Below are 24,496 nucleotides of genomic sequence, written 5' to 3' on the forward strand. Positions count from 1 at the left end.
GGTGGGATCAGTCTTCCAGACTGCCTTCCGTCAGTTCATCGGCGCGCAGTTGCGCCTCGTTCAGGTCGAGCGTGCCCTCGTAGATCGAGCGGCCGCAGATCACGCCTTCGATGCCTTCGTCCTGCACCGCGCACAGCGCCTCCACGTCGGAAATGTTGTGCAGGCCGCCGGAGGCGATCACGGGAATCTTCACCGCCTGCGCCAGTTTCACGGTCGCTTCGATGTTCACGCCGCCCATCATGCCGTCGCGGCCGATGTCGGTGTAGATGATCGATTCCACGCCGTAGGCTTCGAATTTTTGCGCCAGGTCGATCACTTCGTGGCCGGACATCTTGCTCCAGCCGTCGGTGGCCACCTTGCCGTCCTTGGCGTCCAGGCCGACGATGATGTGGCCCGGGAAGGCGCCGCAGGCGTCATGCAGGAAGCCCGGGCTTTTCACGGCGGCGGTGCCGATGATGACGTAGGTGATGCCGGCGTCCAGGTAGCGTTCGATGGTGTCCAGGTCGCGGATGCCGCCGCCCAGTTGCACGGGGATCTCGTCGATGCCGTTTTCCTCGGCGAACTCCTGCACCACTTTCAGGATGGCCTTGATGGCGCCCTCGTTTTTCGGCTTGCCGGCGAAGGCGCCGTTCAGGTCCACCAGGTGCAGGCGGCGCGCGCCTTGCTTGAGCCAGTGCAGGGCCATGTCGGCCGGGTCTTCGGAGAATACGGTCGCAAGTTCCATATCGCCCTGTTTCAGGCGTACGCAGTGACCGTCTTTGAGGTCGATGGCAGGAATGAGCAGCATAATAGGTTTGAGTTGAAAAGTTTAAGGTTGCCGAAGATGACTAGTGACTTTGCGTGACGATGCTTACGGTTGCCAATGCACGAAATTCTTGTACAGCTGCAGGCCCACGGCGGCGCTCTTCTCCGGGTGGAACTGGGTGGCGAACACGTTGTCGCGCGCCACGGCGCAGCAGAACGGCGTGCCGTACACGGTTTCGCCCACGCTGTGCGCGGCCTCGCCCGGCTGCACATAGTAGCTGTGCACGAAATAAAAATAGCTGTTGTCCGGGATGCCCGCCCACATCGGGTGAGACGCGCGCTGGCGCACCTGGTTCCATCCCATTTGCGGCACTTTGAAGCGCGAACCGTCTTCCTGCAGCTGGCCATCGAGCTGGAAGCGCACTACCTTGCCCGGCAACAAGCCCAGGCCTTGCGCATCGCCCTCTTCCGAGGAATCGAACAGCATCTGCTCGCCGATGCATACGCCCATCAGCGGCTTGCTCTCGGCCGCGCGCAGCAGCGCGTCCTGCACGCCGGACTCGCGCAGGCTGCGCATGCAGTCCGGCATGGCGCCCTGGCCGGGCAGCACGATGCGGTCGGCATTCTCGATGTCGGCCACCTGCCCGGAGATGACGATGTCGGCTTCCGGCGCCACGGCGCGCAGGGCTTGCGCCACCGAGCGCAGATTGCCCATGCCGTAATCCACAACAACAATTTTCTTCATAATGCCATTCAAGCAGAGACAGCGCGGCCCACGCAAGGGCTATCCGCGCTGCGATTGATTACAAGCTACCTTTGGTCGACGGAATGGTGCCGGCGGCGCGTTCGTCCAGGGTGGTGGCCATGCGCAGCGCGCGGCCGAACGCCTTGAACACGGTTTCGCACTGGTGGTGCGCATTGGTGCCGCGCAAGTTGTCGATATGCAAGGTCACCAGCGCGTGGTTGACGAAGCCGCGGAAGAATTCCAGCGTCAGGTCGACGTCGAAGCCGCCTATCATGGCGCGGGTGAACGGAATATGGTACTCGATGCCTGGGCGGCCGGAAAAATCGATCACCACGCGCGACAGCGCCTCGTCCAGCGGCACATAGGAATGGCCGTAGCGCACGATGCCCTTTTTGTCGCCGATCGCCTTGGCGAACGCCATGCCCAGCGTGATGCCCACGTCTTCCACCGTGTGGTGGTTGTCGATGTGGGTGTCGCCGGTGGCTTCGACTTCCAGGTCGAACAGGCCGTGGCGGGCGATCTGGTCCAGCATGTGGTCCAGGAAAGGGACGCCCGTGTTCAGCTTCTGCACGCCGGTGCCGTCCAGGTTGATGGCGACACGGACCTGGGTCTCGTTGGTGTTGCGGGTGATTTCTGCGGTGCGGTTCATGGAAAGCTCTACGTTGGTCTTAGGCTGCCTGCGAGGCTTTAAATGCTTCGAGGAAAGCGGCGTTCTCTTCCGGGGTGCTGACCGTGATACGCAGACAATTGGTCAGTACACTGTGCATTTTACCCACATTTTTGACTAGTACCTTACGGGACAGCAGATAGGCATTAGCAGCGTCGGCGTCAGGCACCCGGACGAGGATGAAGTTGGCGGCGGAGGGGAACACCTGCACGCCGGGTACGGCGGCCAGGGCCTCCGCCAGCAGCGCGCGTTGTTCGCGCAGGATGGCGGCTTGCTGATTGAGCACGTCGAGGTTGTCGAGTGCGAATTCGGCGGCGACTTGCGTCAGCACGTTCACATTATACGGCGGACGGACCTTGTCGAACTGCTCCAGCAGTTTGGGCGCCGCCGACATATAGCCGAGGCGGATGCCGGCCAGGCCCAGTTTGGACACGGTGCGCATCACCACCAGGTTGTCGAACTCCGGCAAACGGCCCATGAAGCTTTGCTGGGCGAAGGGCTCGTAGGCCTCGTCCACCACGGCGATGCCGGTGTCGCCCAGCGCGCGGATGATGGCGACGATGTCGTCCGCCCCGAACAGGTTGCCGGTGGGGTTGTTCGGATACGACAGGTAGACTAGCGCCGGCTTGTGCCGTGCGATGGCGGCCAGCATGGCGGGCAGGTCCAGCGTCAGGTCGTCCTTCAGCGGCACGCCGACGAAGTCCATGCCGGCGAACTGCGCCGAGCGCGCGTACATGACGAAGGTGGGCACCGGCGCCACGACGACGGCGCGGCGGTCCTGGTGGGCGCAGGCCATGTCCAGGATGGAGATCAGCTCATCGGAGCCATTGCCCAGCAGGACGTCGTAGCCGGCCGGCACGCCGAGCTGCTTGCAGATGCGCTCTTTGACGCTGGCGTAGGATGCGACCGGGTAGCGGTTCAGCGCCACGGCGGCCAGGCGGCCGGCCAGCTCGGTGGCCAGATGGTCGGGCAGCGGGTAAGGATTTTCCATCGCGTCCAGTTTGATGAAACCGCTTGCATCTGCCACGTGGTAGCCGGGCACGGCCAGTACGTCGGAACGGATGGTGTTGCGGATGAGACTGTCGATGGACATCTTGCTGCACTCCTTAAGTTAAATGGTAACTTCTTCGGGGGGCGCCTTTTTCACGGCGCGTGATCGTTTCGGGGCCGCCGGCTTGGGCGCGGCGGCTTTCTTTGTTGCGGGTTTCTTTTTCGGCGCGGCGGCCTTGGCTGCGGCCTTCGTTCCTGCCTTCGCTTTCGGCCGGGCTTTGGCCTTGGCCGGGGCGTCCGGCGCGGCGGCAACGGCGAGGGCCTCGATGGTTTCCAGCGCGGCCAGGCGCTCGTTGATGATGGCGCAGTACTCCGGGTTCAGCTCGAAGCCGACGAACTGGCGCCCGCAGCGGCGCGCGGCCAGCGCGGTGGTGCCGCTGCCCATGAACAGGTCCAGCACCACGCCGCCCGGCGGGCACGAGGCCTTCACCATGCGCTCGATGATCTCGAGCGGCTTCTGGGTCGGGTGGTTGGCGCGCTCCGGGTGCTCGCGGTGCAGGCGCGACACGCTCCACACGTCCTTCGGGTTGTAGCCCACCTCCAGCCACTTGGCGCCGATGAAGATGGAACGCGAGCGCGCCTTCTTGGTCTCCGCGTCGTAGGGGATGCGCACCGCGTCCAGGTCGAAGTAGTAGTCCTTGCGGCCGACGAAAAAGCCGACCGTGTCGTGCACCGACGAGTAGCTGCGCACGCTGCCGCCCATGGACGGCACGCGGCGGTCCCAGATGATTTCATTCATCATCGTCATGCGCTGCTTGAGCATGACGAAGATTTCCGGCGAAAAGCGCCAGGTCAGGAAGATGTACAGGCTGCCGTTCGGTTTCAGCTTGGGCAGCGCCGCGTCTATCCACTGCTCGGTCCAGCGCAGGTATTCCTCCACCGTCTGCTGGTCCGATGCGTTGCCGTAGTCCTTGCCCAGGTTGTAGGGCGGATCGGTCAGGATCAGATCCACGGAACCGTCCGGGATGCGCGCCAGTCCGGACAGCGCATCCTCGCAGAATACCTGGTTCAGCCAGTCGCTCATGGCGTCCTTATTCCGCCTTGATGCGCAGCTCGGCGCTGCGGGCGTGCGCCTGCAGGCCTTCGCCGTAGGCCAGTTCCGCCGCCACCTTGCCCAGCGTCTGCGCGCCGGCCTCGGACACGAAGATCACCGACGAGCGCTTCTGGAAGTCGTACACGCCCAGCGGCGACGAGAAGCGCGCGGTGCGCGAGGTGGGCAGCACGTGGTTCGGGCCGCAGCAGTAGTCGCCCAGCGATTCGGACGAGAAGCGGCCCAGGAACATGGCGCCGGCGTGGCGGATCTTGTCGGCCCATTGCTGCGGCTCGGCGGCGGAAATCTCCAGGTGCTCGGCGGCGATGCTGTTGGCGATGGCGCAGGCCTCGTCCATGTCGCGCACCTTGACCAGCGCGCCGCGGTCGTTGAGCGAGGTGCGGATCACTTCCTGGCGCGGCATGGTGGGCAGCAGCTTGTTGATGCTGGCCTCCACCTGCGCGATGTAGGCCGCGTCCGGGCACAGCAGGATGGCTTGCGCCAGCTCGTCGTGCTCGGCCTGCGAGAACAGGTCCATGGCCACCCAGTCCGGGTCGGTGCTGCCGTCGCACACGATCAGGATTTCGGACGGACCGGCGATCATGTCGATGCCGACAGTGCCGAACACGCGGCGCTTGGCGGCGGCCACGTAGGCGTTGCCAGGGCCGACGATCTTGTCGACGGCGGCGATGGTCTCGGTGCCGTAGGCCAGCGCGCCGACCGCCTGCGCGCCGCCGATGGTGATGACGCGGGTGACGCCGGCCAGCGCGGCGGCGGCCAGCACCATCTGGTTCTTCACGCCGTCCGGGGTCGGCACCACCATGATGATTTCGCTCACGCCCGCCACCTGCGCGGGAATGGCGTTCATCAGCACCGACGAGGGATAGGCGGCCTTGCCGCCCGGGACGTAGATGCCGACGCGGTCCAGCGGCGTGATGCGCTGGCCCAGCACCGTGCCGTCCGGCTCGGTGTAGGTGAAGCCTTGCAGCTCCTGCTTCTGGCGCTCGTGGAACACGCGGATGCGGTCGGCCGCCACTTGCAGGGCGGCGCGCTGCGATGCCGGCAGCGCGTCCAGCGCGGCCTGCAGTTCGGCTTGCGGCAGGTCCAGCGTGTCCACCGAGGCGGCGCCGCCGTCGGGCAGGCGGTCGAAGCGGTTGGTGTATTCCAGCACGGCGGCGTTGCCGCGCACCTTCACGTCGGCCAGGATTTTCGCGACCGCCGTTTCAATCGCGTCGTCGGTGGATGCTTCGAAGGCCAGCAGCGCGTCCAGCGTGGGCTTGAAATCGGCGGCCGAGGAATCGAGCTTGCGGATGCGGATCGTCATGGCTTCACCTTTTTGGAGGCGCGCTCGAAGGCTTCGATGATCGGCTGCAGGCGCTGGCGCTTGAGCTTGAGCGCGGCCTGGTTCACCACCAGGCGCGAGGAGATGTCCATGATCTCTTCGACTTCCACCAGGTTGTTGGCGCGCAGCGTGCTGCCGGTCGACACCAGGTCGACGATGGCGTCCGACAGGCCCACCAGCGGCGCCAGCTCCATCGAGCCGTACAGCTTGATCAGGTCCACGTGCACGCCCTTGGCGGCGAAGTGCTCGCGCGCGGTGGTGGTGAACTTGGTGGCCACGCGCAGGCGCGCGCCCTGGCGCACGGCCGCCTCGTAGTCGAAGCCGGATTTGACAGCGACCGACATGCGGCACTGCGCGATGTTCAGGTCCACCGGCTGGTACAGGCCCTCGCCGCCATGCTCGATCAGCACGTCCTTGCCGGCCACGCCGAAGTCCGCCGCGCCATGCTGCACATAGGTCGGCACGTCGGTGGCGCGCACGATCAGCACGCGCACATTGGGGTCGTTGGTGGCCAGGATCAGCTTGCGCGAAGTTTCCGGATTCTCGGTGACGGTGATGCCGGCTGCTTCCAGCAGCGGCAAGGTGTCTTCGAAAATACGGCCCTTCGACAGCGCAAGGATCAGCTGGGAATTGGCGTCGCTGTTAAATCCGCTCATGATGGTCTCTTTACTTGATTCGGCTGATGTTGGCGCCGATCGCCTGCAGCTTCACTTCCATGCGGTCGTAGCCGCGGTCGAGGTGGTAGATGCGGTCGATCAGCGTTTCGCCCTTGGCGGCCAGGCCTGCGATCACCAGCGAAGCCGAAGCGCGCAGATCGGTCGCCATCACGGGCGCGCCGATCAGCTGGTCCACGCCTTTGATAAAGGCCGTGTTGCCGTCGGTTTCAATAGCCGCGCCCAGGCGGTTCATCTCCTGGACGTGCATGAAGCGGTTCTCGAAAATGGTTTCGGTCACGCGGCTGGCGCCATTGGCGATGGTGTTCACCGCCATGAACTGGGCCTGCATATCGGTCGGGAAGCCAGGGTATTCGGTAGTGCGGAAAGTCACCGGGTTCGGGCGCGCATCCATTTGCGCGCGGATGGTGTCTTTGCCGATGGTCATTTGCAGGCCGATCTCGCGCAGCTTGTCCAGCGCGGCGTCCATGATGTCGGTGCGGGTGTTGCGCAGCGTGATGTCGCCGCCGGTGGCCGCCACGGCGCACAGGAAGGTGGCCGCTTCGATGCGGTCCGAGATCACGGAATGCGATGCGCCATGCAGCTCGGGCACGCCCTGGATCACCAGGCGGTCGGTGCCGATGCCGGAGATCCTGGCGCCCATGGCCACCAGCAGGTTGGCCAGGTCGGTCACTTCCGGCTCGCGCGCGGCGTTTTCCAGGATGGTCTCGCCTTCGGCCAGCGTGGCGGCCATCAGCAGGTTCTCGGTGCCGGTCACCGTGATCATGTCGGTGACGATGCGGGCGCCCTTCAGTTTTTTGCACTTGGCGTAGATGTAGCCGGCGTCGATGGTGATCTCGGCGCCCAGCGCCTGCAGGCCCTTGATGTGCTGGTCCACCGGGCGCGAGCCGATGGCGCAGCCGCCCGGCAGCGATACCTTGGCTTCACCGAAGCGCGCCAGCAGCGGCCCCAGCACCAGGATCGAGGCGCGCATGGTTTTGACCAGCTCGTACGGCGCTTCGAGCTTGTCGATGGCGCTGCCGTTCAGCACCACCTTCTCGCCGTCCTGCTGCACTTTCAGGCCGGTCTGGCCCAGCAGCTTGAGCATGGTGGCCACGTCGTGCAGGTGCGGCACATTGTCCAGCACCACGTCGCCCGCCGTCAGCAGGCCGGCGCACAGGATGGGCAGCGCCGCGTTCTTGGCGCCGGAGATGGTGACGTCGCCGACCAGGCGCTTGCCGCCCGTGATGAGGAGTTTGTCCATGGTGTTGTCCTTAGCCTTTGTATTCTTCCGGGGTCAGCGTTTTCATCGACAGCGCGTGGATTTCCTCGCGCATGCGGTCGCCCAATGCCGCGTACACCAGCTGGTGGCGCTGGATGGGACGCTTGCCGGCAAACGCCGGCGAGACGATGACGGCCTGGAAGTGCTGGCCGTCGCCCTCCACTTCCAGGTGGGTGCATTCGAGGCCGGCGGAAATGTAGCCGTGGATGGCTTCAGGGGTAGTGGTCATGGTGGTTCCTATCAGTGGCGCAGACGATAGCCGCTGCTTAATAAACGAATAGCCAGCAAGGACAGCACGGCCAGGAAGGCGCCGACGATGCCGAGGCTGATGAAGGGGTTGACGTCGCTCTGGCCGAAGAAGCCATGGCGGAAGCCGTCGATCATGTAGAAGAACGGGTTCAGGTGCGACACGGTGAGCCAGAACGGCGACAGCGAGTGGATCGAGTAGAACACGCCGGACAGGAAGGTCAGCGGCATGATCAGGAAGTTCTGGAACGCGGCCAGCTGGTCGAATTTCTCGGCCCAGATGCCGGCGATCAGGCCCATGGTGCCGAGGATGGCGGCGCCCAGCAGCGCGAACACCAGTATCCACAGCGGCGCCACGAAGCTCATGTTGGCGAACCAGGCGGTGACGATGAACACGCCCGCGCCCACCACCAGGCCGCGCACCATGGCGGCGATCACGTAGGCCGAGAAGATCTCCCAGTGCGACAGCGGCGTGAGCAGCACGAACACCAGGTTGCCGGTGATCTTGGACTGGATCAGCGAGGACGAGGAATTGGCGAAGGCGTTCTGCAATACGCTCATCATCACCAGGCCGGGGATCAGGAAGGCGGTGTAGCTCACGCCCGGATACACCTGCACACGGCCTTCCAGCACGTGGCCGAAGATCAGCAGGTACAGCATGGCCGTGAGGATGGGCGCGGCCACGGTCTGGGTGGCGACCTTGTAGAAGCGCAGCGTCTCTTTGTAGACCAGGGTGCGGAAGCCGGTGGAAATCATACTGCCCCCTTGTCCATGATTTGCAGGAAGATGTCTTCCAGGTCGGCCTGCTGCAGCTGCATCTCGTCGATGACGGCGCCGCTGGCGCGCACGCGCGCCAGGATCTGCTCCACTTCCGAGTATTCATTGATGCGCAGGCTGTACTTGCCCTGGGCCGCCTCTTCCGGGTGCGTGACCAGGTGGTGCAGGTCTTCCGGCAGCGCGCCCTGTTTCAGATGCAGGATCAGCGAGGAGCCGGAAATGCGGCGGATCAGCTGGGACATGGTGTCCAGCGCCACCACCTTGCCGGTCTTGAGCATGGCCACGCGCTTGCACATGGCTTGCGCTTCCTCCAGGTAGTGGGTGGTGAGCACCACGGTGTGGCCTTCGCGGTTCAGGCGCGAAATGAAACGCCACAGCGTCTGGCGCAGTTCCACGTCCACGCCGGCGGTCGGCTCGTCGAGCACGATGACGGGCGGCTTGTGCACCAGCGCCTGCGCCACCAGCACGCGGCGCTTCATGCCGCCCGACAGCGCGCGCATGTTGACGTCGGCCTTGTTGGTCAAGTCGAGGTTTTCCATCACCTCGTCGATCCACTTGTCGTTATTGGGCAGGCCGAAGTAGCCGGACTGCAGGCGCAAGGTTTCGCGCACCGTGAAGAAGGGATCGAACACCAGTTCCTGCGGCACCACGCCGAGCTTGCGGCGCGCCTCGCGGAAGTCGCCGGTGACGTCGTGGCCGTGGATGCTGACCTTGCCCGCGTCGGGCCGGATCAGGCCCGCGATGATGGAGATGAGTGTGGTTTTCCCGGCACCGTTCGGTCCGAGCAGGCCGAAGAATTCGCCCTCCTCGATGGTGAGGGAGACGCCGCCCAGTGCCTGGAGCGACTTGTAGCGCTTCTCGACATTGCTGATTTGGATTGCTGTCATGCTTGGCTTTAAGTTGGCTACGGCACGGTGACCGTCGCGGGAAGGGCACGAGGCCCGGAGGTGCGATATGCCGTGGCACTCAGGCAACGGCAACGGTCAATTATATTGGAAATTTGGTTCGGCTACGCCGGACCGGAAACTGCGGCAGGGGTGGGGCGGGGGTCAATGATGATGGTGATGCTGCGGCACGGCGGCCGCCGGGGAGCTTGCTTCGCCGCATTCGGCCAGCGCGGGCGAGACCAGCGAGCAAACGCCGTACAGCTTGGTGAGGCTTTTCAGGTTGGCCGGCAGGTTGCGCAGTTCGAGCTGCATGCCCGCCTGCTGCGCGGCGCGCTGCCACGCCAGCATCACCGACACGGCCGCCGAATCGACCGCCTGCACGTTGCTCAGGTCGAATACGGACTGGCCGGACGCGATCGCCGCGACCCCCTGCTCCAGCGCCGCGCTGGCGTTGGCGACGGTCAGGGACGTGAGGGATTGCATATTGTCGGTGGATGCGGACATGGTTGTTCAGTCAATTATTTGGCGGCAGCGGCCTTGATCGGACGGCTGGCCAGCTTCTTGTTCTTTTCAGACAAGGTCTTGATCAGGCCATCGATGCCGCCCTTGCTGATTTCGGACGCGAAGGTGCCTTTGTAGGTCTCGACCAGCCAGGCGCCCAGCACGTTGATGTCGTAGATCTTCCAGCCGGTCGGCGACTTGGCCACGCGGTAGTTCAGCGGGATCGGTTCGCCGCGCGCCACGTTCACCTGGGAACGCACTTCCACTTCGGTGTCCGAAGGATCGGCACGCAGCGGCTTGAACTCGATGGTTTCGTTTTTCACTTGGGACAGCGCGCCCGAGTAGGTGAAGATCAGCAGCGAACGGAACTCGGTGGCCAGCTGCTTTTGCTGTTCCGGGCTCGCTTCGCGCCAGTAGCGGCCGGCGGCCAGCGAGGTCATGCGCTGGAAGTCGACGTAAGGCAGGATCTTGGTTTCCACCAGGTCCATCACGCGCTTCTGGTTGCCGGCCTGGATTTCCTTGTCGGCCTTGGCGGTGTCCAGCACGTCCTGGCTGATGCGCTTGACCAGCACGTCCGGCGCTTCAGTGCCGGCCGGCGCAGGCGCCGCGGTGGCGGCGAACGAGGCCGATGCGAAAGCGACCGTCGCGACTGCGAAAAGTTGTTTAATCAATTTCATCTCTGTTTAACCTTATTTTAGTTGCTTCGGGGTCACAGGCTGGCGTTGTGTTCCGCAGCCGGTGCCGCCATTATAGCCTCGCCCGTCACCGGCGCCGCATCGTTGCCGGTTTCGGCATCGGCGGCGGCCGGCTTGGCCTCTTTCTTGTCCTGTTCCTTGGGCTGGTCCTTGCCGCCGCGCGGGCCGGACTCGCCGTCGTACACCTTGCTCTGGCGTGCCTGGAGGAAACTATCACGCACGAACTCGTAACGGTCCAGCGCCGCTTCCTCCATCAGGCTGGTGGCATCCAGCAGCACGGCACGCTTGTCGACCACGCGAACAACGCTGCCGATGTTGCGTACGTTGACAGGATCTTTGTAACCCCATGGATCAGCCTTGATATCCAGCGGCAGCGCCACGGTGTCGCGCACGGTGGACGGCCCCAGCAGTGGCAGCATCAGGTAGGGGCCGGATTCCACGCCCCAGTAGCCCAGGGTCTGGCCGAAGTCCTCGTTGTGCTTCTTCAAGCCCGCCTCGGAGGCGATGTCGAGCACGCCCAGCAGGCCGAAGGTGGAGTTCAGCGCCACGCGCATCACGTCCGACAGCCCCTGCTCGCCCTTGCCCTGCATGAAGCCGTTGGCGGCGCTCCACACGTCCGACAGGTTGCCGAAGAAGTTGTTCACGCCGGTCTGGACAAAGGTCGGCAGCACGTTCTTGTAGGCGGTGGCGGCCGGTTTCAGCGCCACTTGGTCCACCGTGTCGTTGAACTTGAACATGCTGCGGTTGAAGCTCTCGTAGGGGTCGCGCGGGTTGGGGCCGGCGCAGCCGGTCAGCACGGCGGCGGCCGCGACAGTCAAAGCCAGGTGACGGAATGTCATCGATGCGCGCATTACTTGCTATCCTTTCCTTCAGCTGCTTTGCTGTAGATAAATTGGTTGATCAGGTCTTCCAGCACGGCCGCGGACTGGGTGCGCGCAATCTTGTCGCCCGCCACCAGGTTGTTGGTGTCGCCGCCGGCTTCGATGCCGATATATTGCTCGCCGAGCAAGCCGGCGGTCAGGATCTTGGCCGAGCTGTCCTTGGGGAAGGCGTAGCCGGTTTCCATGTTCAGGGTCACCAGCGCCTTGTACGACTTGTCGTCGAAGCGAATCTTGGCCACGCGGCCCACCACCACGCCGGATGCCTTGACCGCGGCCTGCTCGCGCAAGCTGCCGATGTTGTCGAACTTGGCGGTCACTTCGTAGGTCGGGGCAAACGACAGCGAACTGGCGTTACCGGCCTTCAGCGCCAGGAAGGCCAGCGCGGCCACACCCAGCACAACAAACAAACCTACCCACAGATCCAGAGATTTACGTTGCATGACACTATCCTAACTTGTTTTTATTTCTGCGGCGCACGATGCCGTTATTTGCTAAACATCAGGGCCGTTAACATGAAGTCCAGCCACCAGATCATCAAGGACGAAATCACCACGGTACGGGTGGTGGCGCCGGCCACGTCCTCGGGCGTGGGGCGGGCTTCGTAACCCTGGTACAGCGAGATGAAGGTGATGGCCACGCCGAACACGATGCTTTTCACGAAGCCGTTGAACACGTCTTTCCAGATATCCACGCCGCCCTGCATCTGCGACCAGAACGCGCCCTCGTCCACGCCGATCAGCTGCACGCCGACCAGGTAGCCGCCGAAGATGCCGACCGCGCTGAAAATCGAGGCCAGCACCGGCACGGCGATCACGCCGGCCCAGAAGCGCGGCGCCAGCACGCGCTGCACCGGGTTGACCGCCATCATTTCCATGGCGGAGAGCTGCTCGCCGGCTTTCATCAGGCCGATTTCGGCCGTCAGCGAGGTGCCGGCGCGGCCGGCGAACAGCAGCGCGGTGATCACCGGCCCCAGTTCGCGCGTCAGGCCCAGCGCCACCAGCAGGCCGAGCGACTGCTCGGCGCCGTATTTGTTCAGCGTGTAATAGCCCTGCAGGCCCAGCACCATGCCGACGAACAGGCCGGACAGCGTGATGATGAGCATGGAATAGTTGCCGATGAAGTGCAGTTGCTCGACGATCAGGCGCGGACGGCGCAGCAGGCCGGGCGACACGCCCAGCATGTAGAAGAAGGTGCGGGTGCTGTAGCCCACCCCTTCGACGTGTTCGCGCACCCAGACGCCGAGGCGCTCCAGCAGATTGGCGATCATGCGCGCTCCTTCAGGCCGAGGTCGGCCGCCAGGGTCTTGCCCGGGTAGTGGAAGGGCACGGGGCCGTCCGCTTCGGCGTGCACGAACTGCTTCACGTAGGGGTCGGACGAGGCCATCATGTCGTCCGGCGTGCCGTGCGCCACCACCTTGCCTTGCGACAGGAAGTAGACGTAGTCGGCGATGTGGAACGACTCCTTCACGTCGTGCGACACCAGCACGGTGGTCGAGCCGAGCGCGTCGTTCAGGTTGCGGATCAGGTTGGCGGTCACGCCCATCGATATCGGGTCCAGGCCGGCGAACGGCTCGTCATACATAATCAGTTGCGGGTCCAGCGCGATCGAGCGCGCCAGCGCCACGCGGCGCGCCATGCCGCCGGAAATCTCCCCCGGCTTCATCCTGGCGGCGTTGCGCAGGCCCACGGCGTGCAGCTTCATCAGCACCAGGTCGCGGATCAGCTCTTCCGGCAAATTGGTGTGCTCGCGCAGCGGGAAGGCCACGTTCTCGTACACGGACAGGTCGGTAAACAGCGCGCCGTGCTGGAACAGCATGCCCATTTTGCGGCGCAGCAGATACAGGTCATCGGTCTTCAATTTGTGAACGATCTGGCCGTCCACCGCCACATGGCCCTTGGACGGGCGGATCTGGCCGCCGATCAGGCGCAGCACCGTGGTCTTGCCGCTGCCCGAGCCGCCCATGACCGCCACTACCTTCCCGCGCGGGAAGTCCATCTGGAGGCCCGACAGGATGGACCTTTTTCCATAGGAGAAGTGTAAATCACGGATTTCGACTAGATTCGGCACGACCACGCTCACTTTTTTGAATCCCGTATTGTAGTGCAGAAACGCCAACCTCTGCTGAGAGCCCCTTCATGTGGGGGAGACAAGAGGCAAATAATACAACATTAATAACTAGAAAGTCAGTAAGTTACAACTGAAAAGGTTTGTTAATTGCTGCGCCGCAGCAACACACGGATAGCGCGGCGATAAAAAAACCGGAGCCGACGAGGATCGCCCGTCGTGCTCCGGTGGGAGTGAAAACCACTACTTGGGAATCAGCGCGGCAGGTCGGACGAACCCATCAGGAATTCATCGACGGCGCGGGCGCACTGGCGGCCTTCGCGGATGGCCCAGACCACCAGGGACTGGCCGCGGCGCATGTCGCCTGCTGCAAATACTTTCGGGACCGAGGTCTTGTAGCTCTGCTCGCCTTCGGTGCTGGCCTTGGCGTTGCCGCGCGCATCCTTCTCGACGCTGAAGGCGTCCAGGATGTTCTGCACCGGCGACACGAAGCCCATGGCCAGGAACACCAGGTCGGCCTTCATCTCGAATTCCGAGTTCGGCACTTCGGTCATCTTGCCGTCCTTCCACTCCACGCGGCAGGCGATCAGCTTCTCGACCTTGCCGCCCTTGCCTTCCAGGCGCTTGGTGGCCACCGCCCAGTCGCGCTCGCAGCCTTCCTCGTGCGAGGAGGAGGTGCGCAGCTTGGTCGGCCAGTATGGCCACACCAGCGGCTTGTTTTCCTGCTCCGGCGGCATCGGCATCAGCTCGAACTGGTTCACCGAGGCGGCGCCCTGGCGGTTCGAGGTGCCGACGCAGTCGGAACCGGTGTCGCCGCCGCCGATCACCACCACGTGCTTGCCGGTGGCCTTGATCTGGTCTTTCACCTTGTCGCCGGCGTTGACCTTGTTCTGCTGCGGCAGGAAGTCCATGGCGAAGTGCACGCCCTTCAGCTCGCGGCCCGGCACCGGCAGATCGCGCGGCTGCTCGGCGCCGCCGGCCAGGATGACGGCGTCAAACTCTTTGTCCAGGTCTTCCGGGAAGATGGTTTCCTTGGCCCAGTTGTTGACGTTGGCCGGGAAGTCCTTGCCGATCAGCACGCTGGTGCGGAAGGTCACGCCTTCGGCCTGCATCTGCTCGATGCGGCGGTCGATGTGCGACTTTTCCATCTTGAAGTCGGGAATGCCGTAGCGCAGCAGGCCGCCGATGCGGTCGCTCTTCTCGAACACCGTCACGTCGTGGCCGACGCGGGCCAGCTGCTGGGCCGCTGCCAGGCCGGCGGGGCCGGAACCGACCACGGCCACTTTCTTGCCGGTCTTGCTGCTTGGCGGCTGCGGTACCACCCAGCCGTGCGCCCAGCCTTCGTCGATGATCTTGTGCTCGATCGACTTGATGCCGACCGGATCGTCGCTGATGCCCAGGGTGCAAGCCGTTTCGCACGGCGCCGGGCAGATGCGGCCGGTGAACTCGGGGAAGTTGTTGGTCGAGTGCAGCACGTCCAGCGCGTCGCGGTAGTTGCCGCGGTACACCAGGTCATTCCAGTCCGGGATGATGTTGTTGACCGGGCAGCCGTTGTTGCAGAACGGGATGCCGCAGTCCATGCAGCGCGCGCCTTGCACCTTGGCCTGCTCGTTGCTCAGGTGCAGGACGAATTCCTTGTAGTTTTTCAGGCGCGTCTCGGGAGGCAGATAGCTCTCTTCCTGACGCTTGAATTCCATGAAGCCGGTGATTTTACCCACGATGATTCCTTATTCTTGTCCAGTTCAGGCGGCGATGGCCTGGGTTTCCATTTCCAGCGCGGCGTTGTCCGCCATCTCGATCAGGGCGCGCTTGTACTCGTTCGGGAACACTTTCACGAACTTGGCGCGGCCTTCGGCCCAGTTGTCGAGCAACAGGCGGGCACGGGTGCTGCCGGTGTGCTTGAAGTGGCGCTCGATCAGGCGCTTCAGGATGACCTCGTCGGCCTCCGGCTCGCCGTCGCGGTGCTGCGCGTGCCAGGTGTTCTGGTCCAGCTTCTGCTCGGCGGCAGGCAGCACGGCTTCCAGGCTGACCATGGACGGGTTGCACTTCTGCGCGAAATCGCCGTCCGGGTCGTAGACGTAGGCGATGCCGCCCGACATGCCGGCCGCGAAGTTGCGGCCGGTGGCGCCCAGCACCACCACGGTGCCGCCGGTCATGTATTCGCAGCCGTGGTCGCCCACGCCTTCGACAATCGCCGTGGCGCCCGAGTTGCGCACCGCGAAGCGTTCGCCGGCCACGCCGTTGAAGAAGGCTTCGCCGGCAATCGCGCCGTACAGCACGGTGTTGCCGATGATGATGTTGTTCACGGCCCAGCCGCGGAACTCGGTGTTCGGACGCACGATGATGCGGCCGCCCGACAAGCCCTTGCCGACGTAGTCGTTGCCCTCGCCCACCAGGTCCAGCGTGATGCCGTGCGCCAGGAAGGCGGCGGCGGACTGGCCGGCCGTGCCTTGCAGCTGGATGTGGATGGTGTCGTCCGGCAGGCCGGCGTGGCCGTAGCGCTTGGCCACTTCGCCCGACAGCATGGTGCCCACGGTGCGGTTCAAGTTCTTCACCGGCGAGATGAAGGACACGCGTTCACCCTTCTCCAGCGCGGCCTTGGCTTGCGCGATCAGCTTGTGGTCCAGCGCCTTGTCCAGGCCGTGGTCCTGGTCTTCCACGTGGCGGATGGCTTGCTCGCCCTGCACCTGCGGCTGGAAGAAGATGTTGCTGAAGTCAAGGCCCTGCGCCTTCCAGTGCGTGATGGCTTTCGACTTGTCCAGCAGGTCCACGCGGCCGATCAGCTCGTCGTAGGTGCGGATGCCCAGCTGGGCCATCAGCTGGCGCGCTTCTTCGGCAACGAAGAAGAAGTAGTTCACCACGTATTCCGGCTTGCCCTGGAACTTGGCGCGCAGCACAGGGTCCTGCGTGGCCACGCCCACCGGGCAGGTGTTCAGGTGGCACTTGCGCATCATGATGCAGCCTTCCACCACCAGCGGCGCGGTGGCGAAGCCGATCTCGTCGGCGCCCAGCATGGCGGCGATCACCACGTCGCGGCCGGTACGCATCTGGCCGTCTGCTTGCACCCGAATACGGCTGCGCAGGCCGTTCAGCACCAGCGTCTGCTGGGTTTCAGCCAGGCCCAGCTCCCACGGGGTGCCGGCGTGCTTGACCGAGGACAGCGGCGAGGCGCCGGTGCCGCCGTCATGGCCTGCCACCACCACGTGGTCGGCCTTGGCCTTGGTGACGCCGGCTGCCACGGTGCCGATACCCACTTCCGACACCAGCTTGACCGAGATCGAAGCGCGCGGGTTGACGTTCTTCAGGTCGTGGATCAGCTGTGCCAGATCTTCGATCGAGTAGATGTCGTGGTGCGGCGGCGGCGAAATCAAGCCCACGCCCGGCACCGAGAAGCGCAGCTGGGCGATGTATTCGGACACCTTGTGGCCCGGCAGCTGGCCGCCCTCGCCCGGCTTGGCGCCCTGCGCCATCTTGATCTGGATCTGGTCGGCCGAGTTCAGGTACTCGGCGGTGACGCCGAAGCGGCCCGAGGCCACCTGCTTGATGCGCGAACGCATGGAGTCGCCCGCCTGCAGCGGAATGTCGACCACCACTTGTTCCTTGCCCACCACGGACGACATGGTGTCGCCCTGCTTGATCGGGATGCCCTTCAGCTCCATCGCGTAGCGGGCCGGATCTTCGCCGCCTTCGCCGGTGTTGGACTTGCCGCCGATGCGGTTCATGGCCACGGCCAGGGTGGCGTGCGCCTCGGTCGAGATCGAGCCGAGCGACATGGCGCCGGTGGCGAAGCGCTTGACAATTTCCTTGGCCGGCTCGACTTCGTCCAGCGGGATGGCCTTGGTGGGGTCGAGCTTGAACTCGAACAGGCCGCGCAGGGTCAGGTGGCGCTTGCTCTGGTCGTTGATGATCTGCGCGTACTCTTTATAGGTCGAGTAGTTGTTGGCGCGGGTCGAGTGCTGCAGCTTGGCGATCGCGTCCGGCGTCCACAGGTGGTCTTCGCCGCGGATGCGGAAGGCGTACTCGCCGCCCGCGTCCAGGGTTTCCTTGAGCAGCGGATCGTTGCCGAAGGCCAGGTTGTGCAGGCGCAGCGCTTCTTCCGCCACTTCGAACACGCCGATGCCTTCCACGTTGGAGGCGGTGCCCTTGAAGTATTTGTCCACCAGCGACTTGTTCAGGCCGATGGCTTCGAAGATCTGCGCGCCGCAGTAGGACATATAGGTCGAGATGCCCATCTTGGACATGACCTTCATCAGGCCCTTGCCGATGGCCTTGGTGTAGTTGTAGATGGCTTGCTCGCCGGACAGGTCGCCCGACATCTCGTGCGCCAGCTCCATCAGCGTTTCCATCGCCAGGTAGGGGTGCACGGCTTCCGCGCCGTAGCCCGCCAGCAGCGCGAAGTGGTGGGTTTCGCGGGCCGAGCCGGTTTCCACCACCAGGCCGGTCGAGGCGCGCAGGCCTTTCGACACCAGGTGCTGGTGGATGGTGGAGGTGGCCAGCAGCGCCGGTATCGCCACGCGGTCCGGGCCGATGGAACGGTCGGACACGATCAGGATGTTGTGGCCGGATTTGACCGCGTCCACGGCTTCCGCGCACAGCGACGCCAGGCAGGCTTCCACGCCTTCCTTGCCCCAGGCCAGCGGGTAGCAGATGTTCAGTTCATAGGACTTGAACTTGCCGCCGGTATGCAGCGAGATGCCGCGCAGGCGGGCCATGTCGTCGAAGCCCAGGATGGGCTGCGACACTTCCAGGCGCATCGGCGGGTTGACGTTGTTGGTGTCCAGCAGGTTCGGTTTCGGGCCGATGAAGGACACCAGCGACATCACCATGGCTTCGCGGATCGGGTCGATCGGCGGGTTGGTCACCTGGGCGAACAGCTGCTTGAAGTAGTTGTACAGCGGCTTGAGCTTGTTGGACATGACGGCCAGCGGCGAGTCGTTGCCCATGGAGCCGGTGGCTTCCTCGCCGGCGGCGGCCATCGGCGCCATCAGGAAGCGCAGGTCTTCCTGGGTGTAGCCGAAGGCTTGCTGGCGGTCCAGCACGGACGCGACGGCTTTCTCGCCCGGCGCGGCGCTGTACTTGATGCGGTTGTGCGCCTGCTGGCTCTCGGACAGCTTGATCTCGTTGAGCTTGATGCGCACCGCGTTGATCCAGGCCTTGTAGGGCTTGGCGTTGGCGTAGGTGTCCTTCAGTTCCTTGTCGTCGATGATGCGGCCGGCTTCCAGGTCGATCAGGAACATCTTGCCCGGCTGCAGACGCCATTTCTGGATGATCTTCGATTCCGGAATCGGCAGCACGCCGGATTCGGACGCCATGACCACCAGGTCGTCGTCGGTGATGATGTAGCGCGCAGGACGCAGGCCGTTGCGGTCCAGCGTGCCGCCGATGTAGCGGCCGTCGGTGAAGGCCATGGCGGCCGGGCCGTCCCATGGTTCCATCATGGCGGCGTGGTATTCGTAGAAGGCCTTGCGGTTGTCGTCCATCAGGGTGTGGTTTTCCCACGCCTCGGGGATCATCATCATCATGGCTTGCGCCAGCGGGTAGCCCGCCATCAGCAGCAGTTCCAGCGCGTTGTCGAAGCAGGCGGTGTCGGACTGGCCCTCGTAGATCAGCGGGAACAGCTTCTGCAGGTCGTCGCCCAGCACGGCCGACTTCATCACGCCTTCGCGGGCGCGCATCCAGTTGAAGTTGCCTTTCACCGTGTTGATTTCACCGTTGTGGGCGATCAGGCGGTACGGGTGGGCCAGCGGCCATTCAGGGAAGGTGTTGGTGGAGAAACGCTGGTGCACCAGCGCCAGCGCCGAGATGCAGCGCGGGTCTTGCAGGTCCTTGTAGTACACGCCCACCTGGTCGGCCAGCAGCAGGCCCTTGTACACGACGGTACGTGCCGACATCGATGGCACGAAGAATTCTTTGCCGTGCAGCAGCTTGAGCGCCTGGATGGCGTGGCCGGACGACTTGCGGATCACGTACAGTTTGCGTTCCAGCGCGTCGGTCACCATGATGTCCGGGCCGCGGCCGATGAAGATCTGGCGGATGATCGGTTCCTTGGCGCGCACGGTGGGCGACATCGGCATGTCGTAGTCCACCGGCACATTGCGCCAGCCCAGCACGACCTGGCCTTCGATGCGCACGGCGCGCTCGATTTCCTGTTCGCAGGCGATGCGGGACGCGTTTTCCTTCGGCAGGAACACCATGCCCACGCCGTATTCGCCTGGCGGCGGCAGTTCCACGCCCTGCTTGGCCATCTCGTCGCGGTAGTACTGGTCCGGGATCTGGATCAGGATGCCGGCGCCGTCGCCCATCAGCGCATCCGCGCCGACTGCGCCCCGGTGGTCCAGGTTCTTCAGGATCAGCAGACCCTGCTCCACGATGGAATGGCTCTTGTTGCCCTTGATGTGGGCGACGAAACCGACGCCGCAGGCGTCATGTTCATTAGCTGGGTCGTACAAGCCTTGCGCAATCATGCGTTTCTCCACTGCTGAAAACTATCGAAAAGTCAGAGTAGTGCAACGCACAAAAAAACTCAACAAGAATAATTAGGGTCGGAGTCGAATTAATTTTTTTCCTGTCTCTGGAAAAATTAATTAGGGACACAGTAAAGTCTCCGTCTCGGCAGCCGCGGTTTTCTTGAACGGGCGGCCCCGCTTGGCGGGCAGCACCTGGCGTTTGACGCGGTTTTGCAGCTCGGTCTTGAAGCGCTCCGAACCCAGCGGCCAGCCCTTGAGCACGGCTTTTTCCACTATGGAGATCTCTTCCGCCGACAAGTCGGCGCCGGCCAGTTCCTTGTAAGCCCCCTCCCGCTGGAAGGGCGTGTTGCCCAGCGCCCAATACAGCGCGTGGTCGGTGACCACCGGATCGGAGCGCAGGCCGATGTGGTGCGCGTAGCTGGACCAGGCGTACTGCTCGGGCTGGCCCGCCAGCCCGCTGCGCACGGGCAGGAACTCGATATAGCGGCTATTGCTCATCAGGTAGGACTCGCCGTCGATGACCGAGGTCTTGTAGCGGCCCTGCCACAGCGTGCCGGAGCGGCCGTATTTCTGGTTGAAGTAGGGCACGTAGTAGCGCCCTATCCATTGCATCATCAGGCCCAGACCATCCTCGTCGCAGGGCGTGACGAGGAAATGCAGCTCGCTGGGCGTCAAGACATAGGCGTGCACGGCCACTTTCCAGTTTTTGGCGGCGCTGCGCAGCCAGCCGAGGAAAGCGGTGTAATCGTCGGCATCCTGGAAGATGGCCTGGCCGTTCAGGCCGCGCTGCACCACATGGTGCGGCTGGAAGGGGACAATGAGGCGGGGTAGACGGGCCATGGCAGAGGGAAAAGAGTGGCAGGTAGCGCCATGCTACCGCAATACAGCCACTCTGTCCCCGATTATTTTCAGTTGCGCCAAAATCGGCTTGACTCTGTCCCCCGATTATCCAGGAACAACCAGCGCGCGCTGCCCGGAAGGCTGGCCGGCGAGCTGGAACACGCTCACCGCGTCGGCCAGCGCCTGGCTCTGCTCCTGCAGCGCCGCCGCGGCCGCCGCCGCTTCCTCGACCAGGGCCGCATTCTGCTGGGTTACCTGGTCCATCTGGGAAATGGCGCGGTTGATCTGCTCGATGCCGTTGGTCTGCTCCGCGCTGGCGGTGGTGATTTCACCGATGATGTCGCTCACGCGGCGCACATTGACCACGATTTCCTCCATGGTGCTACCGGCCTGGTCGACCAGCCTGGCGCCCGTGGACACTTTTTCCACCGAGTCGCCGATCAGCACCTTGATCTCGCGCGCCGCCGCCGCGCTGCGCTGGGCCAGGTTGCGCACTTCCGCTGCCACCACGGCAAAGCCGCGTCCCTGTTCGCCGGCGCGCGCCGCCTCCACCGCCGCGTTCAGGGCCAGGATATTGGTCTGGAAAGCGATCCCGTCGATGACGCCGATGATGTCGACGATCTTGTGCGCGGAGGCGTTGATCATGCCCATGGTGTCGACCACCTGGCTGACCACGGCGCCGCCGCGCTGCGCCACGTCCGACGCCGACAGCGCCAGCGTGTGGGCCTGGCGCGAATTGTCGCCGTTCTGCTTGACGGTGGCGGTCAGTTCTTCCATCGAGGAGGCGGTCTGCTGCAGCGAACTGGCTTGCTGCTCGGTGCGGGAGGACAGGTCCAGGTTGCCGCTGGCGATCTCTCCGGAGGCGGTGGCGATGGTGTCCGTGCCGCCGCGCACCTGGCTGACAATACGCGCCAGGCTGGCGTTCATGTCCTTCAGCGCGGCCAGCAGCTGGCCCGTCTCGTCCCGGCTGTCGACCCGGATCTGGCTGCTCAAGTCCCCTGCCGCGACGGTCTGCGCCACCCGCACCGCCTGCGCCAGCGGCAGCGTGATCGAGCGCGTCAGCACGTAGGCGAACCAGCTGCCCAGCAGCAGTACGCCGCCGGCCATGACCAGCAGGAACAGGCGGCCATCGCGGAACTGCTGCTGCACCTGGGCAGCGAGCACCCGGCCCACGCCGGCCTCGTGCTCGCCGATCTGCTCGACAGCGCGCAGATAGCCCGCGAACTGCTGTTCCAGCTTGCTGTCCACCATTTGCCGGGCGCCGTCGGCGTCGCCATTTTTCTTGAGCGCGAACACCGCGTCGCGCGTGGCCGCATACGCCTTGCGCGCTATCCCCACGGTGTCCAGCAGGCGCTTTTCCTCGCCGCTGGACAGCAACGGTTCCAGCTGCTTCTGGATGGCGTTGACCCGCTCGCGGGTGGCGGCGGCCGTGTCGGCCTCGGCCTTCGACTCCACCTGCTCGGGATTGCGGGCGAAGGCCATCACGCGCACGCCGCTGATGCTGATCAGGCCATGCCACTCTGCCGTCAGGCGCTCCTTGAGCATGGCGCTGCCCACCATCTCCTCGCTCAGCTGCCCCACCGCCTGCAAGCGCCAGATGCCGGCCGCCGCCATCATCAGCATCATCAGCATGACGACGCCAAAGCCGCCGCCCAGACGGACGCCGATCCCCATGTTCCGCACATTGACCATATCACCTCCCATAAGGAGGCGCCGCAACCGCACCTGGACCACAGGCGGCGCCTGGAAGTCCATGGTAGAGCAAACTGTGCCGGTGGAAACTATTGAAATGTCACGCCGCGCAGGGCGGCGCCATCCATCTCAGGAAAGGTTGAAGCTGGCGGACAGGCTGTAGCCCTCGCCGTAGGCGCTGCGCAGGGGCAGGTCTTCGCCCAGGCCGCTGCGCGCCTTCTTGCGCAGGCGGTATACCAGCATGTCGACGCGGCGGCCGGCGTCCGGATCGTCGCCGCCGATGCCGGCCACGATGACCTGGCGTGGCACGGGACGGGTGTTAATCGTCAGCAGGTGCAGGAAGTTGCATTCTTTTTCCGTCAGCGTGATGGCCTGGCCCGACAGCTCCAGCAGGCGCGCGCTGAGTTTCAGGGTCCATTTATTGGGCAGCTGCACCGGTTCCTGCGGGCCGACACGGCGGTCCAACGCCTCGATGTGGGCGGCCAGTTCCGGGAACTTGATGGGCTTGGTCAGGTAGTGGTCGGCGCCCAGGCGCAGGCCGAGAATGCGGTTGTCGAAGGCCACGCGGCCGGTCAATACGAGCAGGCCAATCTGCGGATACAGCTGGCGCATGCGCGGGATGACGTTGAAGCCGTCCTCGTCGGGCAGGCCCAGGTCGAGCACCACCACGCCAACATTGCCTTGGCTGAGGGCCGACCACATTTCGCCGGCATTGTTGGTGATGTGGACTTCGTGTTCAAGCTCAGTCAGGAACTCTGCCATTTCCTCGGCATAGTCCAGATTGTCTTCCACGATCAGTATTTGCGTCATTGATGCGCCAATCTCAAATTAGTTGCAGGCCGAAGCTTGCGTGAGAGAATTATCACGGTTGCAATCGCGCGGCGCAAGGTATTTCCCGGCTCAGGCCGGGATAGGCAGCCAAATCCTAAATTTCTTGCCGCTTTCAGGAAAATTCTCCACGGTCAGCGTGCCGCCGTGCACTTCCACCACGGCGCGCGCCATGTACAAGCCCAGGCCGGAACCCGGTATGCCATCGGCGGAACCGCCACGGAAGCCTCTGTCGAACAGCTTAACCATTTCGTCGTCCGGTATGCCAGCCCCCCGGTCCGATACCGATAACTCTATGCCGCCTTCTGTTGCTTTTTTGCCGACAAGCGTTATCTCGTCGCTATCATCTGTGTACTTAATGGCATTGTCCAGCAAAATGTCCAGGACGAGCCGCATGCCGGCCGGATCGCAGCGTATCCATTGCGGCAGCCCATCCTCCACGACGCGGATCGCGGCGCGGCGCGCATGGTGCTGCTCGGCGGCGTTTTCCAGCAGCGCCAGCGGCGAGATTTCGTTGGGCTGGCGGCGCCGGCCTATGCTGGCCATGCGCTCGGGCGACAGGTATTCGTCCAGCATGGCCAGCAGGCGGTCGACGGCGGCCTGGATCTTGGTGTAGCGCTTGCGGGTGGCTTCGTCGTGGTGGGCGCCGGTCATTTCCAGGCGCTGGATGGCGCCGTCTATGGTCGACAGCGGCGTGCGGAACTCATGCGACAGCATGGAGGCGAACTTTTTCTGCTGCTTCTGCCATTCCAGCCGCTCGCTGACGTCGCGCACCGAACCGGACAGCGCGATGGCGGTGCCGATATCGTTCAGCACCAGGGTCGATTCGATTTCCACCGGGATCAGGTGGCCGTCCGCATGCGCCACTTCCAGCTCGCGCCGCACGCGGAAGCGGCTGCGCTCGCCGGCCGCGAAGCGCTCCAGGCGCAGCGGCAGGTCGGCCACCAGCAGGTCCGACAGCGCCTGGGCGCGTTCCAGCGTGTAGCCGAAACGGCGCCCGGCAGCCGGGCTCAGGTACTGGATGCGGCCGCTCTCGACGTCCAGCAGGAAGTGCACTTCGCTGCTGTTGTCGAGGATGTGCTTGTACAGGCTCTGGTCGTCCATG

At 64.3% G+C, this 24,496-nt stretch carries 23 protein-coding genes; all 23 read right to left on the reverse strand.

The window, feature by feature from the left end; genetic code table 11:
• Positions 1–7: 7 nt before the first annotated feature.
• The gene (gene hisA / locus ACFJI2_RS26175) at positions 8–787 is read right to left on the reverse strand and encodes a 1-(5-phosphoribosyl)-5-[(5-phosphoribosylamino)methylideneamino]imidazole-4-carboxamide isomerase (RefSeq protein ID WP_107869483.1); all 780 of its coding nucleotides are present in this window, start codon (positions 785–787) and stop codon (positions 8–10) included.
• A 63-nt stretch (positions 788–850) separates the two neighbouring features.
• On the reverse strand, positions 851–1,489 hold the full coding sequence (gene hisH, locus ACFJI2_RS26180) for an imidazole glycerol phosphate synthase subunit HisH (protein WP_107869484.1): 639 nt from the start codon (positions 1,487–1,489) through the stop codon (positions 851–853).
• Between the two features lie 58 nt (positions 1,490–1,547).
• Positions 1,548–2,138 carry an imidazoleglycerol-phosphate dehydratase HisB gene (hisB, locus tag ACFJI2_RS26185; protein WP_107869485.1) on the reverse strand — a complete coding sequence of 197 codons (591 nt, stop codon included), beginning with the start codon at positions 2,136–2,138 and terminating at the stop codon, positions 1,548–1,550.
• 19 nt (positions 2,139–2,157) lie between these two features.
• The gene (gene hisC, locus ACFJI2_RS26190; RefSeq protein WP_377702533.1) at positions 2,158–3,249 is read right to left on the reverse strand and encodes a histidinol-phosphate transaminase; all 1,092 of its coding nucleotides are present in this window, start codon (positions 3,247–3,249) and stop codon (positions 2,158–2,160) included.
• An 18-nt stretch (positions 3,250–3,267) separates the two neighbouring features.
• Positions 3,268–4,230, reverse strand: a complete 963-nt coding sequence (locus tag ACFJI2_RS26195) for a DNA-methyltransferase (protein WP_377702534.1) — start codon at positions 4,228–4,230, stop codon at positions 3,268–3,270.
• Positions 4,231–4,237: 7 nt separating this feature from the next.
• Positions 4,238–5,560 (reverse strand): histidinol dehydrogenase, encoded by a 1,323-nt coding sequence (gene hisD, locus ACFJI2_RS26200; RefSeq protein WP_377702535.1) that lies wholly within the window; start codon positions 5,558–5,560, stop codon positions 4,238–4,240.
• Entirely contained in the window at positions 5,557–6,234 is a 678-nt protein-coding gene (gene hisG / locus ACFJI2_RS26205) for an ATP phosphoribosyltransferase (protein ID WP_107869489.1), read from the reverse strand. Before hisG ends, hisD begins: the two co-directional genes overlap by 4 nt.
• Before the next feature lie 10 nt (positions 6,235–6,244).
• Entirely contained in the window at positions 6,245–7,495 is a 1,251-nt protein-coding gene (gene murA / locus ACFJI2_RS26210; protein WP_107869490.1) for a UDP-N-acetylglucosamine 1-carboxyvinyltransferase, read from the reverse strand.
• Between the two features lie 10 nt (positions 7,496–7,505).
• Positions 7,506–7,742: a BolA family protein gene (locus ACFJI2_RS26215; RefSeq protein WP_107869491.1), complete on the reverse strand. Its 237-nt coding sequence runs from the start codon at positions 7,740–7,742 to the stop codon at positions 7,506–7,508.
• 11 nt (positions 7,743–7,753) lie between these two features.
• Positions 7,754–8,515, reverse strand: coding sequence for an ABC transporter permease (locus tag ACFJI2_RS26220; protein WP_377702536.1), 762 nt, complete (start codon positions 8,513–8,515; stop codon positions 7,754–7,756).
• The gene (locus ACFJI2_RS26225; protein ID WP_377702537.1) at positions 8,512–9,423 is read right to left on the reverse strand and encodes an ABC transporter ATP-binding protein; all 912 of its coding nucleotides are present in this window, start codon (positions 9,421–9,423) and stop codon (positions 8,512–8,514) included. The genes ACFJI2_RS26220 and ACFJI2_RS26225 overlap by 4 nt, the downstream gene beginning before the upstream one ends.
• Positions 9,424–9,585: 162 nt before the next feature.
• Complete coding sequence (locus tag ACFJI2_RS26230; RefSeq protein WP_377702538.1) at positions 9,586–9,927, reverse strand: lipid asymmetry maintenance protein MlaB; 342 nt, start codon at positions 9,925–9,927, stop codon at positions 9,586–9,588.
• Between the two features lie 14 nt (positions 9,928–9,941).
• The gene (locus ACFJI2_RS26235) at positions 9,942–10,601 is read right to left on the reverse strand and encodes a phospholipid-binding protein MlaC (RefSeq protein ID WP_377702539.1); all 660 of its coding nucleotides are present in this window, start codon (positions 10,599–10,601) and stop codon (positions 9,942–9,944) included.
• Between the two features lie 32 nt (positions 10,602–10,633).
• The gene (locus ACFJI2_RS26240; protein ID WP_377702540.1) at positions 10,634–11,458 is read right to left on the reverse strand and encodes a VacJ family lipoprotein; all 825 of its coding nucleotides are present in this window, start codon (positions 11,456–11,458) and stop codon (positions 10,634–10,636) included.
• Positions 11,459–11,469: 11 nt separating this feature from the next.
• Positions 11,470–11,940 carry an outer membrane lipid asymmetry maintenance protein MlaD gene (gene mlaD / locus ACFJI2_RS26245; RefSeq protein ID WP_107869496.1) on the reverse strand — a complete coding sequence of 157 codons (471 nt, stop codon included), beginning with the start codon at positions 11,938–11,940 and terminating at the stop codon, positions 11,470–11,472.
• A gap of 44 nt (positions 11,941–11,984) precedes the next feature.
• Positions 11,985–12,767, reverse strand: coding sequence for a lipid asymmetry maintenance ABC transporter permease subunit MlaE (gene mlaE, locus ACFJI2_RS26250; RefSeq protein WP_107869497.1), 783 nt, complete (start codon positions 12,765–12,767; stop codon positions 11,985–11,987).
• Positions 12,764–13,567: an ABC transporter ATP-binding protein gene (locus ACFJI2_RS26255; RefSeq protein WP_107870053.1), complete on the reverse strand. Its 804-nt coding sequence runs from the start codon at positions 13,565–13,567 to the stop codon at positions 12,764–12,766. Before ACFJI2_RS26255 ends, mlaE begins: the two co-directional genes overlap by 4 nt.
• 251 nt (positions 13,568–13,818) lie before the next feature.
• Positions 13,819–15,282, reverse strand: coding sequence for a glutamate synthase subunit beta (locus tag ACFJI2_RS26260; protein ID WP_107979659.1), 1,464 nt, complete (start codon positions 15,280–15,282; stop codon positions 13,819–13,821).
• Positions 15,283–15,306: 24 nt separating this feature from the next.
• Positions 15,307–20,028 carry a glutamate synthase-related protein gene (locus ACFJI2_RS26265; RefSeq protein WP_377702541.1) on the reverse strand — a complete coding sequence of 1,574 codons (4,722 nt, stop codon included), beginning with the start codon at positions 20,026–20,028 and terminating at the stop codon, positions 15,307–15,309.
• Between the two features lie 120 nt (positions 20,029–20,148).
• Positions 20,149–20,871 carry a transposase gene (locus tag ACFJI2_RS26270; protein WP_377702542.1) on the reverse strand — a complete coding sequence of 241 codons (723 nt, stop codon included), beginning with the start codon at positions 20,869–20,871 and terminating at the stop codon, positions 20,149–20,151.
• A 105-nt stretch (positions 20,872–20,976) separates the two neighbouring features.
• Positions 20,977–22,545, reverse strand: coding sequence for a methyl-accepting chemotaxis protein (locus tag ACFJI2_RS26275; RefSeq protein WP_377702543.1), 1,569 nt, complete (start codon positions 22,543–22,545; stop codon positions 20,977–20,979).
• A 147-nt stretch (positions 22,546–22,692) separates the two neighbouring features.
• Positions 22,693–23,373, reverse strand: a complete 681-nt coding sequence (locus ACFJI2_RS26280; RefSeq protein WP_107869501.1) for a response regulator transcription factor — start codon at positions 23,371–23,373, stop codon at positions 22,693–22,695.
• Between the two features lie 90 nt (positions 23,374–23,463).
• Complete coding sequence (locus tag ACFJI2_RS26285) at positions 23,464–24,495, reverse strand: ATP-binding protein (RefSeq protein ID WP_377702544.1); 1,032 nt, start codon at positions 24,493–24,495, stop codon at positions 23,464–23,466.
• Position 24,496 lies beyond the last annotated feature (1 nt).

The sequence above is a fragment of the Pseudoduganella sp. UC29_71 genome, assembly GCF_042693265.1.
Taxonomy (GTDB): Bacteria; Pseudomonadota; Gammaproteobacteria; order Burkholderiales; family Burkholderiaceae_D; genus Rugamonas.